The organism is Quisquiliibacterium transsilvanicum (genome assembly GCF_014202215.1).
GTDB lineage: Bacteria > Pseudomonadota > Gammaproteobacteria > Burkholderiales > Burkholderiaceae_E > Quisquiliibacterium > Quisquiliibacterium transsilvanicum.
Window position 1 is genome coordinate 207,537 of sequence record NZ_JACHGB010000004.1, and the last position, 16,218, is coordinate 223,754.

Annotated in this window: 15 protein-coding genes and 1 tRNA gene; 5 read left to right on the plus strand and 11 right to left on the minus strand. The window is 69.8% G+C overall.

The genetic code is table 11. The annotated features are described in order from the left end of the window. Positions 1-186 precede the first annotated feature (186 nt). The 3 genes from HNQ70_RS10360 to HNQ70_RS10370 all read left to right on the plus strand — a co-directional run bounded on the left by HNQ70_RS10360 (position 187) and on the right by HNQ70_RS10370 (position 3,111). Entirely contained in the window at positions 187-2,103 is a 1,917-nt protein-coding gene (locus HNQ70_RS10360) for a sensor histidine kinase (protein ID WP_183967116.1), read from the plus strand. Then, positions 2,100-2,801 (plus strand): response regulator transcription factor, encoded by a 702-nt coding sequence (locus tag HNQ70_RS10365; RefSeq protein ID WP_183967118.1) that lies wholly within the window; start codon positions 2,100-2,102, stop codon positions 2,799-2,801. Before HNQ70_RS10360 ends, HNQ70_RS10365 begins: the two co-directional genes overlap by 4 nt. Positions 2,802-2,883: 82 nt before the next feature. Then, positions 2,884-3,111, plus strand: coding sequence for a hypothetical protein (locus tag HNQ70_RS10370; protein WP_183967120.1), 228 nt, complete (start codon positions 2,884-2,886; stop codon positions 3,109-3,111). A gap of 75 nt (positions 3,112-3,186) precedes the next feature. Here the strand turns inward: HNQ70_RS10370 and queC are convergent, their stop codons facing one another. Genes queC through HNQ70_RS10385 form a run of 3 tightly spaced genes read right to left on the minus strand, consistent with a single transcriptional unit; the run spans position 3,187 to position 5,925 of the window. Then, entirely contained in the window at positions 3,187-3,885 is a 699-nt protein-coding gene (gene queC, locus HNQ70_RS10375) for a 7-cyano-7-deazaguanine synthase QueC (RefSeq protein ID WP_183967122.1), read from the minus strand. Next, positions 3,882-4,883 (minus strand): tripartite tricarboxylate transporter substrate binding protein, encoded by a 1,002-nt coding sequence (locus HNQ70_RS10380; protein ID WP_183967123.1) that lies wholly within the window; start codon positions 4,881-4,883, stop codon positions 3,882-3,884. The genes queC and HNQ70_RS10380 overlap by 4 nt, the downstream gene beginning before the upstream one ends. A gap of 58 nt (positions 4,884-4,941) precedes the next feature. After that, the gene (locus HNQ70_RS10385) at positions 4,942-5,925 is read right to left on the minus strand and encodes a Bug family tripartite tricarboxylate transporter substrate binding protein (RefSeq protein WP_183967125.1); all 984 of its coding nucleotides are present in this window, start codon (positions 5,923-5,925) and stop codon (positions 4,942-4,944) included. Positions 5,926-6,298: 373 nt separating this feature from the next. Between HNQ70_RS10385 and HNQ70_RS10390 the strand changes: the two genes are divergently transcribed. Then, on the plus strand, positions 6,299-7,483 hold the full coding sequence (locus HNQ70_RS10390) for an ABC transporter substrate-binding protein (protein ID WP_183967127.1): 1,185 nt from the start codon (positions 6,299-6,301) through the stop codon (positions 7,481-7,483). 107 nt (positions 7,484-7,590) lie between these two features. Beyond that, positions 7,591-8,772, plus strand: coding sequence for an ABC transporter substrate-binding protein (locus tag HNQ70_RS10395; protein WP_183967129.1), 1,182 nt, complete (start codon positions 7,591-7,593; stop codon positions 8,770-8,772). 81 nt (positions 8,773-8,853) lie between these two features. Here HNQ70_RS10395 and HNQ70_RS10400 read toward each other — a convergent pair whose 3' ends face one another. From HNQ70_RS10400 to HNQ70_RS10435, 8 genes are all read right to left on the minus strand, one after another. Beyond that, positions 8,854-9,348, minus strand: coding sequence for an LEA/WHy family protein (locus HNQ70_RS10400; protein WP_183967131.1), 495 nt, complete (start codon positions 9,346-9,348; stop codon positions 8,854-8,856). 65 nt (positions 9,349-9,413) lie between these two features. Then, entirely contained in the window at positions 9,414-11,144 is a 1,731-nt protein-coding gene (locus HNQ70_RS10405) for an AMP-binding protein (protein WP_183967134.1), read from the minus strand. A gap of 91 nt (positions 11,145-11,235) precedes the next feature. Further along, complete coding sequence (locus HNQ70_RS10410; protein ID WP_183967136.1) at positions 11,236-12,771, minus strand: class I adenylate-forming enzyme family protein; 1,536 nt, start codon at positions 12,769-12,771, stop codon at positions 11,236-11,238. A 65-nt stretch (positions 12,772-12,836) separates the two neighbouring features. Further along, complete coding sequence (locus HNQ70_RS10415; RefSeq protein WP_183967138.1) at positions 12,837-13,334, minus strand: retropepsin-like aspartic protease family protein; 498 nt, start codon at positions 13,332-13,334, stop codon at positions 12,837-12,839. 79 nt (positions 13,335-13,413) lie between these two features. Further along, the gene (locus HNQ70_RS10420; protein ID WP_183967140.1) at positions 13,414-13,803 is read right to left on the minus strand and encodes a carboxymuconolactone decarboxylase family protein; all 390 of its coding nucleotides are present in this window, start codon (positions 13,801-13,803) and stop codon (positions 13,414-13,416) included. A 316-nt stretch (positions 13,804-14,119) separates the two neighbouring features. Then, entirely contained in the window at positions 14,120-14,368 is a 249-nt protein-coding gene (gene infA / locus HNQ70_RS10425) for a translation initiation factor IF-1 (protein ID WP_183967142.1), read from the minus strand. 535 nt (positions 14,369-14,903) lie between these two features. Beyond that, positions 14,904-14,979 (minus strand) — tRNA-Lys (locus tag HNQ70_RS10430). 91 nt (positions 14,980-15,070) lie between these two features. After that, complete coding sequence (locus HNQ70_RS10435) at positions 15,071-16,189, minus strand: YeeE/YedE family protein (RefSeq protein ID WP_425504353.1); 1,119 nt, start codon at positions 16,187-16,189, stop codon at positions 15,071-15,073. Positions 16,190-16,218 lie beyond the last annotated feature (29 nt).

A 16,218-nucleotide genomic window follows, 5' to 3' on the forward strand; every position in this document is an offset into this window, starting at 1 on the left:
CGCGGCGCGCGTGCCAGCGCCGCGGGCTCCGGCCTCCGCCGTCCGCGCCCTCGAACCAACCCCTCCTGGCCCATGAACACCCCGGAACGACCTCGCGAACAGAGGCGGGGCTCCGCGCGGACGTCTGGCGGACTCTATCCAGCGTTCACCCTGCTCCTGATGGCCTTGCTGGGGATCGGCGTCTGGTTGAGCACGGTCGTGGACGAGCTTCATCTCCCTGAGGATCATCGGTCGGAGGTCATCGGGCTCGTCACGGTCCCGGGGCAACCGGTCACCGCGGCCGACGCGCTGGAGGCGCTGCAGGCCCTCGACCCCTCGGATCGAGCCCCGCACGGGCCGGCGGTCGCGCTGCGAGGGGCGGCGAACGAGGCCTGGTTCGAGGTGCGCCTGCCCGAGCCGGCCCTGCGCGCCATGGGCGAAGCGGCGGACGCGGTGCTGGAGGTGTCGCCCCCCTGGCTCGAGCGGGTGTCGCTCGCGGCCATCGAGCCCGGGAGCCGCAGGGTCCTCGGAGGGACGAGCTGGCTGTACGGCGAGCCGGGCTCCGTTCATGGTCGGATCGACCCCTGGCCGGTGCTGGATGTGCCGGATCCTCCCTGGCAGGGCGCGGATGCCGCGGTCCTGCTCCTGCAGGCGCGCAGCTACGGCCCGCTGATGGTCTCGGTGCGCCTCTTGACGCGGGAGCAGGCGATCCTGCGCGCGCAGGCCCGTACCCTGCTCGCCGGCCTGCTCTGCGGCGCGCTCGTGATCCTGCTCGGCTGCGCGCTGGGCCTGATGCTGACGAGCGGCGGGCGGGACTACGCGAGCTTCGGAGCGTTCGCTCTGATGCTTGCGAGCGCGACTGTTCTGCTCGGTTCGGCGAACGGGCTCGTGCCGCTCCTGTTCGGCGCGGGATCGGCGGGTGGCTCGAGGCGCGCCCTCGAGCTGGCCCTGTGCGTCGGCTGCGGCGCCGGAACGCTCGTGGCCGCTCGCTGGAGCGGCGCGCCGCGCGCCTCGCCGCGGGTGGCCGGGTACGCGGGGTGGTCGGCGGGCGCGCAGTTCGCCGCCGCAGCGGGCTCCGCGGCCGGCGCATTCTCCGCGCTGCAGCCCGCGGTGCTCGCGCTGCACACCGGATCCATCCTGGTCATCGTCGGCTCCGGCATCATCGGACTGCGCAACCGGACCTCGCTGGAGCGCTTGAACCTTGCGATGCTCGCCGCGCAGGTCGGCTTCCAGCTGCCGGTCAAGATGGCGTTCGCTGGCCTTGCGGCACCTGGTCCGCTGGCCTTCCACGGTTGGCAGCTGGGAACGATATGCGCCGCGATCGTCGTCTTCAACAGCCTCGTCGGCCTCATGCGCGAGGCCGAACGCAGTCGGCGCCTGCGCGTTCGCGCGGAGGTCCTCCAGGCGAGGCTTTCGGCGGAGGAGCGCTCGATCGCCGAAAGCCGCGACATGTTCCGGATGCTCTCTCACGAGCTGCGCACGCCGCTGGCCACCCTCTGCGTGCTGGCGCGCAACGCCGAGCGCGAGCACCCCGCGGTGTCGCCGTTCTCGCAGGCGATGATCGTCCAGGCCAAGCGCGTCGCGAACCTGCTGGAGCGGGTGGCCACCGGCGAGTCGCTCGCGGACATGGCGCGGTCGGGGACGCGGGAGCCGACCGCCGTGGCGCGAGCCAGCCGCGAGGTGGTCGGGGACTTGCGGCTGAACTGGCCGGATCGCTGTGTGCTGCTGCGCACCGCGGTGTCGGACGATACGACGGTGGGGGCGAGCCCCGAGGCGGTGAGGCTGATCCTGGCGAATCTGGTCGAGAATGCGCTCCGTCACGGCGGGCCCGAGGCCCGCGTCGACGTGCATGTCCGGGGTGGCGCCGATCACGTGGAGTTCGTCGTTTCCGACGACGGGTTGGGCATCGCGGCGGAGGATCGTGAGCTGATCTTCAAGCGCTACTGGCGTGGCCGCAGCGCGATGCGCAACCCGGGCGTCGGCCTGGGGTTGTGGCTGGTGTGGCGCGTGGTCGAGGGCGTGGGCGGGCGGGTGAGATTCCACGCGAGCCCGACCGGCGGCAGCGTGTTCACGGTGGTCCTGCCGGTCGCAGGCGCTCAGGGCCTGCGGGAGGCCACGCAATGAGCCGGCTGTCGGGAGCGCGCATCTGCATCGTCGAGGACGAGACCCTGCTCGGCCAGCAGCTCGCCCGCTTTCTTTCCGCGGCGGGCGCCGCCTGCGCCCATTGCGCCACCGTGGCCCAGGCCACCGCCATCCTTCAGCAGGGACAGGTCGACGTGGTCCTGGTGGACATGATGCTTCCCGACGGCAGCGGTTTCGACGTGATCGAGCGTGCCCGCACGCTTGCGCCACAGGCCAGGCTGATCTGTCTCAGCGCCCTCGGGCAGCTCAGCGACCGACTCGCGGCGCTGCGCCACGGGGCCGATGCGTACTTCGTGAAACCCGTCGATCCGCTGGAGATCGAGGCGCTGATCGAGGCGTCCCTGAGACGCACGGAATCGGGTCCGGCCGTGCGCGCGGTGGCCGAAGAGCCCGTGGACTGGAACCTGGTCGAGGCGGAGCGCCGTGTCCAGCATCGCACCGGGGGCAGCCTGCGGCTTACCGAACTGGAATGGGCGCTGGTGTTCGTGCTGCACGAGAACCGGCCCGTGGTGGTCGACCGCGGCGACGTGCTGCGCGCGCTCGGCCACGACGAGAGCACGGTCACCCGCGCGAGGTTGGACGCCCTGGTCGCGCGGCTGCGCGCCAGGGTGCGAGCGGCGACCGGGCACGTGCTGCCGCTACTCACGGTGCACGGCAGGGGGTTCGCATGGAGGGGGTGACCGAGAATCCCGCCGACGGCTGCGGGGCGCGCGCTTCGGGAGCCGGAGCCGCGCCAGACAAGGAAGAACAGGAGGGAACGGCGTGAATTTCTCGAATGCGGGCACGCGCGGGCGTATCCGCTCGCACCTCGCGGGCACCTGCGCGGCGCTGATCTGGGGCGCTGTCCAGCCCGCCGCGGCCGATCCCCTGGCCTGCGTGGCGACATCCCAGAGCCCTGCGCTGTTCGCGCTGAGCTGCGCGGCTGCCTATCTGGCGGCCTACGTGCTCGCCCGCGGTTGGCTCGTCGCGCGGGCTTGCACAGCCGCCTGAGCTTTGCGCGGTCCGGCGGCGGACAGGCGCCGGACGTCGCGATTCGCTGACCGGGCGCAGTGGCCCGGCCCGGGCTCAGCTGCCGGCGCTCCAGGCTTCCCATCCCCTGCGCCGCAGCTCGCAGGCCGGGCAGGCGCCGCAGCCGTAGCCCCAGGGGTGGCGGACGCTGCGGTCGCCCAGGTAGCAGGAGTGGGTCTCCTCGGCGAACAGCTCCACCAGCGCGTCGCCGCCCAGCCGCTGCGCCATCTCCCAGGTGCCGGCCTTGTCGATCCACATCAGCGGGGTCTCGACCAGCATCCGGGTGTCCATGCCGAGGTTCAGCGTCACCTGCAGGGATTTCAGGGTGTCGTCGCGGCAGTCCGGGTAGCCGGAGTAGTCGGTCTCGCACATGCCGCCGACCAGCACCTGCAGGCCGCGCCGGTAGGCCAGCGCCGCCGCCAGCGTGAAGAACAGCAGGTTGCGCCCGGGAACGAAGGTGTTGGGCAGGCCGCTGCGGTCCATCTCGATGGCGCGGTCCTGGGTCAGTGCGGTGTCGCTGACCTCGCCGAGCACGTCCAGGTTCAGCAGGTGGTCGTCGCCGAGCCGGCCTCCCCAGGCGGGGAAGCCCGAGCGAAGCTTCTCGAGGATGCGCGGGCGGCAATCGAGCTCCACCGCGTGCCGCTGCCCGTAACGGAAACCGACGGTCTCGACGCGCTCGTAGCGCTCGAGCGCCCAGGCGAGGCAGGTGGCGGAGTCCTGGCCGCCGGAGAACAGGACGAGGGCGCGGGTCTTCACTTCAGCAGCAGCCCGAGCTCCTTCACCGCCAGCCGGTCGCTCTCGTACTTGTCGATCGCGTAGCGGGTGAAGGCTGCCGGATTCAGGTGGATGGTGACCATGTTCTCGCTCCTGAGGATCCGCTGGAACGCGTCGTCCTTCGCGGCCTTCAGGAAGGCGTCGTGCAGCGTCTTCACGACGGCCGGGTCCATGCCGGCCGGGCCGCCGATGCCCAGCATCGAGACGGTGACCACGTCGTGGCCGAGCTCGCGCAGCGTGGGCACCGAGGGCAGCACGCGCTCCGGCGTGGCGGTTGCGAGGACCCGGATCCTGCCGGCCTGCGCGAGCGCGCCCCAGCCCGGGTCGACCGCGAGGTCGATGTGCCCGCCCAGCAAAGCAGCCGACCACTCGGCGGCGCCCTTGAAGGGGACGAAGTTCAGCTTCACGTTCGCGGCCTTCGCCATCCGCTCGGCTGCGATGTGGCCGCTGGTGCCGGTGCCCGTGGTGCCGTAGCTGATCTGCCCGGGTTTGGCGCGGGCCTCGCTGAACACCTCGGCGAGCGTCTTCCATCGCGCGTCTGCTCGAACGCTCACGCCGTAGGTGTAGGCGGTGAGACCGATCACGTAGCTGAAGTCGCGGGTGGGATCCCAGTTCGAGGCCTGCAGGTGCGGCAGGCGGTAGAGCGACGCGGGCAGCACGGCGAGCGTGTAGCCGTCCGCCTTGTCGGTCTTCGCCATCATCGCCGGGGACATGGTGCCGCTCGCGCCCGGGCGGTTGACGACCTGGATCGGCTGGCCGAGATCCTTCGATGCGACCTGCGCGAGCGCGCGGAACAGGCTGTCGGTGGCGCCCCCCGGCGGGAAGGGAACGATCAGTGTGACCGGCCGGGACGGGAAGGGCTGGGCGAGCGCCTGGCGCCCCATCGGCGCGGCGAGGAGGGGGGAGGCCGCGAGCCCCCGGAGGAGATTGCGGCGGCCGGCGGCCGGGGCGCGCAGCCTCGCGCGTGCATTCGAGGGCATGGAGGGGTCGTCTTCCTTGTGGTCGATCGGGGGCGGCGGCGGCGGGGCGGTGGCCCGGCTACTGCCTGGTCAGTCCGAGCTCGGCGACGAACCTGCGGTCGCTCTCGAACTGCTCGGCGGCGGCGCGGGCGTAGGCCGCGCTGTCCATGTAGAGCTCGGGCTGGTTCTCCATGTCGAGGATCTCCAGGAAGGCCGGATCCTTCGATGCCTTGCGGAACGCATCGTGGAGCACCTTCACCACGGCAGGGTCCATTCCCTTCGGTCCGCCGATGCCGAGCGTGGAGAGTGCGACGATGTCGTAGCCCAGCTCCTTCAGCGTGGGCACGTCCGGCCAGTTCTTCGCGCGCTTCTCGGCCATCAGCGCCAGCGGCCGGATCTTGCCGGCCTTGGCCTGGACGCCCCAGCCGGCGTCGCCCACCATGTCGATGTGGCCGCCGATCAGCGCCAGCTGCTGCTCGGCCGCGCCCTTGAACGGGACGAAGTTCATCTTGACGCCGGCGGCCTTGAGCAGGCGCGACGATGCGATGTGGCCGGTGCTGCCGGTGCCCACGGTGCCGTAGGAGTACTGGTCGGGCTTTGCCTTCGCTGCGGCGAGCATGTCGGGCACCGTCTTCCAGGGCGAATCGGCGGCGACCGTGATCGCGAACGAGTAGGCGGTCAGGCCGACGATGTAGGTGAAGTCCCTGGTGGGGTCCCAGTCGGCCGACTTCAGCAGGTGCGGAAGGCGGTACAGCGTGCCGGGGAGCACCGCGACCGTGTAGCCGTCGGGCGCAGCGGTCCGGGCCATCGTCACCGGACCCAGCGTGCCGCCCACGCCGGCACGGTTCGAGACCACGATGGGCTGGCCGAGCTCCTTGGACGCCGCGCTGGCGAGGGCACGGAACTGCGTGTCGGTGGCGCCGCCGGGCGGGAAGGGGATCACGAGCGTGATCGGCCGGGACGGGAAGGTCTCGGCGAGCGCCGGGGCGGCGGCGGTGCCGGACAGCACCGTCGCTGCGGCCACTGCGCCGAGAAGGGCGCGGCGGGTCTTGCTGAGTTCCATCTGAAGGTCTCCATGCGTTGGATTCGCCCGGGGCAATGGCCGTCCCGGACGTTCCCGCCGGGGGCCTTCGCTCCCTGCGGACGTGACGGCAAGTATAGGCAGGCAGGGCATGGCGCGCGCGCTCCCTGCCGCGGACGTTTGCCGGGCCTGCTCGCCGCCCGTGTCGCTTTCGGTTGCCGGGGGCGCCAGGCTCCGGGAAACCCTCGATGGATGGAACTGCCCCGGGGTGCGAATGTCTGCGATTGTCGATACCAGCCAGAGGACGCGCGATCTGCGCTCGGCCTCCCGGATCGCGGGGGTTCCCGGCACGCGCGCCAGCCGCATCCGGGGGCCGCAGCATCAGGACATTGACCGTTACCAAGGAGACAAGACCATGCCCTCACGCCGCACATTCATCCTCCAGACCGCAGCAGGTTCTGCCGCTGCGATGGCCGGCATCAGGCTGGCCCACGCCACTCAGGGCGTGAGCAAGGACGAGATCGTCATCGGATCGATCCAGGACCTTTCCGGTCCCATCGCCGTCCTGGGGAGGTACGTGCAGAACGGGATGATCCTGCGCGTCGAGTCGATCAACGCTGCCGGGGGAATCCACGGTCGCAAGCTCAAGCTGATCGTCGAGGACTCCAGCTACGACCCGAAGAAGTCCGTGCTGGCGGCGCAGAAGCTGGTCACGCAGAACAGGATCTTCGCGATGATCGGCACGCTCGGATCCCCGACCACGCTCGCGTCGATGCCGGTGGTGCTCGAGAAGAACGTGCTGCACCTGTTCCCGGTGTCCGCGCACAGCGCCACCTACGAACCCTTCAACAAGCTGAAATTCTCCACTGCGATTCCCTACCCGCTGAGCACCCGGATCGGCGTCCAGCAGATGCTCAAGATGAAGGGGTACAAGCGCGTCGCCATCCTGTACCAGGACGACGAGTACGGAGTGGACGTGCTCAAGGGCGCGGAGGAAGCGCTCAAGGCCGCCGGCCTGTCGCTGGTGGAGAAGACCTCCTACAAGCGCGGCGCCACCGAGTTCTCCACGCAGATGCAGAAGATCAACGCCGCCAACCCGGACCTCATCGTTCTGGCCACCATCGTGCGGGAGACGCTCGGGGCGATCGGCGCCGCCAGGCAGCTCGGTTACAAGGGCGATTTCCTCGGCAGCGAGGCGGTGCACCAGCCCACCGTGGCGAAGGTCGGCGGCAAGCTCGTCGAGGGGCTCTATGCGCTGAACGGGACCCCCGCGCCCTACCGGGGCCTGCCGGGCAATCCGAAGGCGCTGGAGGACTGGATCGAGTCGTACAAGTCGCGCTTCGGGGAGGACCCGGACGTCTACGCGGTGGGCGGCTGGATGGGCGTGGACATCTTCGCGAAGGCGGCGGAGAAGGCGGGCCCGAACCTGAACAACGACACGCTCGTGCAGGCCCTGGAGACCCATCCCTATCCGCGCGGCTTCCTCGGCAACCAGGAGATCGCCTGGAGCCCGACCAAGCGCGTGGGCCCGGACAAGGTGCGCATCGCACAGATCCAGGACGGGAAGTGGCTGGGCGTCACCGACTTCATCGGCTTGTGATGCGGACGGTGCGCGTGCCGACGAAGCGCGCGCGCCGCGAGGCATCCTTCATTGCCGATGCCTGACCAGAACTACAGTTTCACGACACCAGGACAGGAGTCCATCATATGCAATCACGTCGTTCGTTCATTTCCACCGTCGCAACGGCCTCCGCGCTGCTGCTGGCCGGCACCGGCAGCGCGCTGGCCGCGCAGGGGGTCAGCAAGGACCAGATCGTCATCGGCTCGATCCAGGACCTTTCCGGTCCGGTGGTCGCGCTGGGCAAGCCGATCAACAACGGGATGCTCCTGCGCGCGGAGCAGCTCAACGCCGCCGGCGGCATCCACGGCCGCAAGCTGAAGGTCGTCATCGAGGATTCCGGCTACGACCCCAAGAAGGCGGTGCTGGCCGCGCAGAAGCTGCTCAACCAGGACAGGATCTTCGCGATGGTGGGCTCGCTGGGCACGCCCGTGTCGCTGGCCACCCTGCCGCTGGTCATCGAGAAGGGCGTGCCGCACCTGTTCCCGATCACCGCCCACACCGGCAACTTCGAGCCGCTGCACAAGCTGAAGTTCTCGCTGTCCAACCCCTACCCGAACACCACGCGCATCGGCATCCAGGAGATGCTGAAGATGAAGCCGTACAAGCGCGTGGCCATCCTCTACCAGGACGACGAGTACGGGATGGACGTGGTGCGCGGCGCCGAGGCGGCGCTCAAGTCGGCCGGGCTGGCGCTGGTGGAGCGGACCTCGTACAAGCGCGGCGCCACCGACTTCTCCTCGCAGATGCAGAAGCTCAAGGCTGCCAACCCCGACCTGATCATCCTTGGCACCGTGGTGCGCGAGACGATCGGCGCGATGGCCGCGGCCCGCCAGCTCGGCTACGCCGGTGACTTCCTCGGCAGCGAGGCGGCCTACCAGCCGATGGTGGCCAAGGCCGGCGGCAAGGCCGTCGAAGGCCTGTACGCGGTGAGCACCGTTGCCACTCCCTATCGCGACGATCCGGGCAACTCGAAGTCGCTCAACGAGTGGATGGATGCCTACAAGGCGCGCTTCAACGAGGATCCCGACCTGTACTCGGTCTACGGCTCGATGCTGGTCGACATCTTCGCGCGGGCGGCCGAGAAGGCTGGTCCCAACCTGAGCCCGGACGCGCTGGTCAAGGCGCTCGAGGATCACGGCTATCCGCGCACCTTCTTCGGCAATCCGGAGATCGCGTGGACTCCCACCAAGCGCATGGGGCAGGACCAGGCGCGCATCGCCCAGATCCGCAACGGCCGCTGGGCGAACGTCACCGACTACACCCGCTGACGTCGGCAGGCGGTCCGCCCCCGGGGCGGGCTGCCGGCCCGGTTCGATGAAGCCGTTACCGCGGTTTCATCGAACCGCGAATCACTTCGCGGGCTCGAGCAGGCCCTCGGGGATCCTCAGTTCCCCCTTCGACTCGAAGCGCGCGCCGCCGAAGCCCAGTCCGGGGCCGGCGAGCCGGCCGCGCATCGCATAGTCGGCCCGGACGCGCGGACCGGTGGCGAAGTCCACCGCCTGCCGGATGATGCCGATCACGGACACGCTCATCGGCACCGTGACGACGGTTTCGCCGAAGCGGGCGACCGTGCCGCGCTGCGCGCTGACGCCGCTGGCAAGGCGGGAGCCGCGCACGTCGAGCTCCACGTGGATGCCGTCGAACTCGAGCGCCTGCTCGTTCGGGTTCTGAACGCGCAGTCTCAGCGCGAAGCGCGCTTCCATGCTCTCGCCGGGAATCGGATCGAGGCCCACGACCACCACGCTGACGGGTTCGCCGAAGCCGAAACCGGCGCAGCCCGTCGCCAGGGAAACGGCGGCGAGGGCTGCACCTGCTGCGAGGAGGCGTCGTCGGGGGAGGGGCATGTTCAGGTTTCCTTCTGGATGTGATCGGAGGCCGGGCGGCCGGGCGCGGACCGGATGAAACAACTTCATGCGTTCTTCTGCTCGGCGAGCCCCAGCTCGCTCATCATCTTCTCGCGCATCACGAACTTCTGGGCCTTGCCGGTGACGGTCATCGGCAGCTCCTGCACGAAGCGAACGTAGCGCGGCACCTTGTAGTGCGCGATGCGGTCGCGGCACCAGCCGCGGATCTCGTCCTCGGTGGCCTGCTCGCCGGGCTTGAGCACGACCCAGGCGCAGACCTCCTCGCCGAAGCGCGCATCCGGCACACCGAAGACCTGCACCTGCGAGACTTTCGGGTGGCCGAACAGGAACTCCTCGATCTCGCGCGGGTAGACGTTCTCGCCGCCGCGGATCAGCATGTCCTTCACGCGGCCGACGATGTTGCAGTAGCCCTGCGCGTCGATGGTGGCCAGGTCGCCGGTGTGCATCCAGCCGCCGCGCACCGTCTCGCGGGTGCGGTCCTCGTCGCCCCAGTAGCCGAGCATCACCGAGTAGCCGCGGGTGAGCAGTTCCCCCTTCTCGCCGACCTCGACCGTGTTGCCGCCGCCGTCGACGATCTTCACTTCCAGGTGAGGCTGGATGCGGCCGACGGTGGAGACGCGGCGTTCCACCGGGTCGTCCACCGACGACTGGAAGGAAACCGGCGAGGTCTCGGTCATGCCATAGGCGATGGTGACCTCGGTCATGTGCATCTCGGCGTTGACGCGCTTCATCACCTCGATGGGGCAGGGCGAGCCGGCCATGATCCCGCCGCGCAGCGAGCCGAGCTCCGTGGCGGCGAACTGCGGCGCGTCCAGCTCCGCGATGAACATCGTCGGCACGCCGTGCAGGTGGGTGCAGCGTTCCTTCTCGACTGCAGCAAGCGTGGCGGCGGCGTCGAAGCCCTCGCCGGGGAACACCATCGTGCCGCCGGTCACCGCGCAGGCGAGCGAGCTCATCACCATGCCGAAGCAGTGGTAAAGCGGCACCGGGACGCAGAGCCGGTCGCCGGCGCCGAAGCGCATCGCCGCGGCGACGCTGATCGCGTTGTTGACGATGTTGCGGTGGGTGAGCGTGGCGCCCTTCGGGCTGCCGGTGGTGCCGCTGGTGAACTGGATGTTGATCGGGTCGTTGCGGTCGAGCGCTGCGCTGGCCGCACGCGCGGCGGCCACGCCCGCTTCGTCGGCGAGCGCGAGCACGTCGGCGAAGTTGAGCATGCCGGGGCTGCGCTCCTCGCCCATGCGGATCACGTGGCGCAGGTGGGGCAGGGCGTCGGCGCGCAGCGCGCCGGGTTCGCTGCGCGCCATCTCGGGCGCCAGCTGGCAGAGCATGCCCAGGTAGTCGCTGGACTTGAAGGCCGGCGCAGCCACGATGCCGCGGCACTGCACCTTGTTCAGCGCGTACTCCAGCTCGGAGACGCGGTAGGCGGGGTTGATGTTGACGAGGATGACGCCGAGCCTGGCAGTGCCGTACTGCGCGAGGATCCATTCGCTGCGGTTGGGCGACCAGATGCCCAGGCGGTCGCCCTTGCCGAAGCCGAGCCTGGCCAGCCCCGCCGCGAAGCGGTCGGACTCGTCGCGCAGCTGCGCCCAGGTCCAGCGGATGCCCTGCTCGCGGAACACGCAGGCCTCCCGGCCGCCGTGGGCAGCGACGGTGCGGTCGATCCAGGCGGGGATCGTGTCCTCGGACAGGGGTGTGTCGGTGCTGCCCGCGACGTGCGAAAGCCCGTCGACGGGCGCGAGGCCGCGCGGGCGGCCGGCGGCGGTGGTGGCGTTCATCGGCTGTGTCTCCTCGTCCCTCACGGGGACCTGTCGAGCCGACATTCTGCACAGCGCCGGACCGGTCCGGCGCTCCGGTCGGTCGGGGTTTCTACGAAGCCTGCTTCTTCAGCCAGGCCTCGACCTCGTGGCGCTGGATCTTGCCGGTGGTGCTGCGCGGCAACTGCTCGAGTTCCACGAAGACGATTTCCTTGGGCCGCTTGTAGCCGGCGAGTTCGGCGCGGCAGCGATCGAGCAGATCCTGCGCCTGCAGGCTGTCGTCCTTGCGGGCCACGATGGCGACCGGGACTTCGCCCCACTTCGGATCTGGGCGGCGCACCACGATCGCGTCGGCCACGCGGGCATCGAGCAGCAGCACGCGCTCGATCTCCGCCGGATAGACGTTCTCGCCGCCGGACTTGATCATGTATTTCACGCGGTCGACGAAATCGAGCGTGCCGTCCGCGTTGCGCACGAACATGTCGCCCATGTGGAACCAGCCGCCGCGGAAATCCTTCTCGTTGGTCTCCGGCGCATTCCAGTAGCCGGAGAACACCGTAGGTCCGCGAATCGCGAGCTCGCCGGGCGCGCCGGGCGGCACATCCTGGTCGTCTGCGTCGACCAGGCGGATCTCGCAGAAGTGGTTCTGCTGCTTGGAAAGCCTGGTGGGCACCTGGCCGGCGGCGAGCAGATTGGCCGAGGCGGGCGGCGCGCCGGTCTCGGTGGAACCGAAGGTGTTCAGGTAGGGCGCGCCCAGCAGCGCGGTGATTTTCGCGATCTGGTGCGCCGGCACCAGATCGGCCATCGCGCCGCAGATGCGCACGCCCTTGGGAACGATCTTCTGCCGCTCCAGTTCCGCGATCAGCGGCTCGATCATGCCGGGCATCAGCAGCAGGTGGCCGAACTGCTCCTGGCCGACGTGCCAGGCGATCTCGTCGGGCTTGAAGCCGTCCACGACGATCACCTTGCCGCCGGCCATCAGCGCGCTCAGCGAGGGTTCGGCCGCGGCCATGTGGAACAGCGGCGCCCAGGCCATGCAGGTGTCGCCGGGGCGGGTGCCGAGGTCGGCGTAGCCGACCAGCGAGCGGGCGATCTCGGCGCGGTGCGAGATCACCGCGCCCTTTGGCAGGCCGGTGGTGCCGCTGGTGTAGAGGATCATCAGGCCGTCCTCGGCCTGCGCGGCGAGCACGGGCTCGGCGGGGCTGGCGGCAGCCAGGCGCGCCTCGTAGTCGGCGCCGATGCGCACCGTGTGCACGGTGGCAGGCAAGCCGGCCTTGGCGAGCAGGCTGTCGTGCCGCTCGGAGGCGAACACCGCCACGGGTTCGACCAGCTTCACGCAGTGCGCGAGCTCGGGAGGCGCCAGCCGCCAGTTCTGGCAGGCCAGGATGGCGCCGATCTTGGCGCACGCGAGCAGCAGCTCCAGGTACTCGGGCCGGTTCTCGGAGAGGATCGCAACCCGGTCGCCGCGCCGCGCGCCCAGTGACGCGAGCACCGATGCGGCGCGGTTCACACGCTGGTTCAGTTCGCCATAGGACAGCACGCGGCCATCGGTGGTCTGGATCGCCGGGCTGGCGGGATGGAGCTCGGCGCGGCCGCGGAACAGGGCGCCGACGCTGCTCTGGCCGGCCTGCTGGGTGAGTGGCGTCATGGGAAGGGTCGTCCGAAGAGGGGTCCTCGGATCATCGCCCGCGTGGCTGGCGCGGGCAAGGCCGCTCAGCGCGGCGCGGGGGTGAGCGTCATCCGGCCGCCTTCGGTCTCGATCCGGAAATGGCGCAGGACGTTCATTCCAAGCAGCAGCATGTCTTCGCCCCGGTCCGGCAGCACGCCGACGCGCACGTCGCGCAGGCGCAGCCCGGCCACGACGAGCTCGTCGGCGCGCGCCTCGCAGCCGCGCACCGTGCCGCCGGCGGTGCGGTAGCTCGCTTCCCTGCAGGGCCCGAGCCCGAGGCGCTCTGCCAGCGCGGAGCCCATCGCCACGGTGCTGGCGCCGGTGTCCACCATGAACACCACCGGCTCGCCGTTGATGCTGCCATTTGCGTAGTAGTGCCCGTCGACCGTGCGCCGCAGCACGCTGCCCTGCGCCGAGACGGTCTCCACCGGCTTCGGGCGCCAGCCCCTGCCGCTCTGCCAGGGGCCGTAGCGGTCGAAGGCGAAGAACAGCGCCGCGCCGATCGCCAGCACGACGGTGGTCCGCTTCAGCGTCGCGCTCATCGCATCGAGCGGCGCCGCGTGGCGCGGACTCTGCCGCGAGCGCGCCGGGCAGGCCTAGCGTGCCTGGCGCGCGAGTGCATCACTCCTCCCATTCGCCGCGCTCGACGAGCACGTCGCGCAGCGCCTGCAGGCCCTCGACGGTGACCGGCATGCCGCCGTAGGTCGCCTGCTGGAAGATCACCTCGGCCACCTCGGCGCGGGTGGCACCGACGTTCATCGCGGCGTGGATATGGGCCTTCAGCTCGTTCTTGCGTTCGAGCACCGTCAGCGAGGCCACGGCGCAAAGCTCGCGGGTCTTCTGCGGGATCACTTCGCGCGAATACAGCACCCCCGTGTAGAACATCGAGAGCTCTTTGGCGAGGTCCGCGTCGAACTTCTTCCAGAGCTCGAAACCGATGCCGCCCTTGAGGGAGGAGAACAGCATCTTCGCGGTCTCCTTGGTGCGGCGCTTGCGCTCGGCTTCATCCATGGGGTGTCTCCCGGTCGTAATGGTTGTCGGACCCGACATTCTGGGCCACGCCGGGCGGCGGACGCAGCAAGCGGCCCCGGGAGATGGAACTGGCGGGAACCGGCGGCGCAGGCGAATCCGTGCGCGAACGCAGGCTTCCGTTGCGATGCAGGCGAGCGCCTCATCGCGTCACGGAGGAGTCTTTACGGGAAGGGTGGGGATGCGGCAGCGGGGCGTTGCCCTGCCAGGTCCTGGCCGGGCGCCACGGACCGTCAATGAGTCGACCACGGCCGGGCGCAGGCGGGCTGCGCCGCCGATGCGCCGCGACCGGCAGTGTTCAGGCGCGCGGTGCGGGCGAGGGCCGGCCGGGCAGGTGACGGAAGGTGATCCGCCCCTTGGAGAGGTCGTAGGGCGACATCTCGAGCGAAACCTTGTCGCCGGCGAGCACGCGGATGCGGTGCTTGCGCATCTTGCCGCCAGAATAGGCGGTGAGCAGGTGGCCGTTATCGAGGGTCACGCGAAAGCGCGCATCGGGCAGCACCTCGGTGACGGTGCCGCGCATTTCAATCAGTTCTTCCTTGGCCATGTATCGGGTCCCTTCGTATGTGTCCTGGACGCAGGCGCGAACAGGTGCAGGAGCCGAACCCGAAACCCGTTGTACCGGGCTCTGGCTCGTCCGCAGGGCGCAGGCCTGCGATGAGGGAGGATTCGGGCGGCGCGGGCCGCGTCGGAGCCTCGTGGGTGGCAGGCTCGCCGCAAGCGGTGCGTGCCGGAAACCGGCCGCATCAGGTCAGGCCGGACGTTCCTGCGATGCCCCGGCGCCGAATGCGGCACCCTCGGGACATCGAGGCCAGCGGATTCAGTGCTATGACCGGAATACGCCTATGGATAGAAAAACATTATCGCAAGTTGCGGGGGAATAGTCAATGTCTCGCCATGCGTCCACGGCCCACGGGAATCAAGGACTTGCCGATGATCCTCGGCAGAGCGCGTCAAGTTCTCCGACACGCATTGCGGGCTGACCGGCGATCACGGCGGCACGCGCAATGGATTCCGGGCAACGTGCCGAAGCGCCGGAAAACAAAAAGGGCCTGGCATTTCTGCCAGGCCCTCGATACGGTTGGTAGGCCGTGCGGGATTCGAACCTGCGACCAACGGATTAAAAGTCCGCTGCTCTACCAGCTGAGCTAACGACCCCCGTAGCAAGCCTAGAATTCTAACGTCATCATTTTCGTTCGTCAAATCCAGGCGATGGGGAAGCTCACCCGGCCGCTGCACGCCAGGGGCGTCAGACCATCCGCTCCACCCGCCAGGCCTGGTACCGCACGCCGGCCACGCCGCCGGCCAGGATCGCCGCGAAGGCGATGAAGGAGCCGATGGCCAGCGTGGACAGGCCGGAGAGCCCCTGGCCGATGGTGCAGCCCAGGGCGATGACGCCGCCGATGCCCATCAGCGCGCCGCCCACGAGATGGTTGGCGGTGTCTTCGGGTCCGGCGAATCCCTCCCAGCGGAAGCTGCGGCTGGCCAGTGCCCAGGCGAAGGAGCCGGCAATGACGCCGACCACCGACGCGATGCCGATGGTGACGATGCGGCTGGCGTCGCTCCAGAACATCAGCAACTCGAGCGTGTACGCCACTGGCGCGACGAAGGAGATGGCCTCGAGCCGGCCGGAGTTCGTTGCGACGAAGGCCTCTTCGAGGGTGCGCGGATCCTCGGCGACGAAGCCCAGGTGACCGGAGACGTACCAGGCGCCGGCCACCACGAGGCCCACGCCGATGCCGCCCAGCAGGTTGTCCAGGCTGCGGAACTCTCGGCCGGCCAGCGCGAAGGCCACCAGTGCGAGACCGATGCCGCCGCCCAGCACGAGCCTCAGCGTGCGCACCGTGTTCGCGTCGCCTGCGCCCAGCAGCGTGGGCAGGTCCTGTGCGGTTGACAGCTGGATGGCGACGGGGTCGAGGAAGCTGGCGCGCCAGACGCCGAACAGGCCGCGCAGCGTCATGTAGGCGGTGAGGCCGAGCACCAGGAACACGACCACTGCCTTCAGCGAGCCGCCGCCGATGCGCACGAGGGTCTTGCTGCCGCATCCCGAGGCCAGCACCATGCCGAAGCCGAACAGGAAGCCGCCGGCGAGGTTGGACAGCCAGCTGAGCCTGGGGGCGGTGTAGATCGACTTGCCCAGGTCAACCAGGCCGGCCAGCGCGAGCGCCTGCGCGCCGAGCACGGCGACGCCGATCGCGCACAGCCACATGCGCATCCGGGTCCAGTCGCCCATGTTGAGGATGTCTGAGAGCGCGCCCATCGTGCAGAAGCCGGAACGGTTCATCACCGCTCCGAGCACGAAGGACAGGCCGAAGGCCGCCCAGGCGACCGTGGCCTGCAGCGCCAGGACGTCGGCTTCCTGCAGCATGCGAGAGTGCTTCCGGTGAGGGTCGCCCG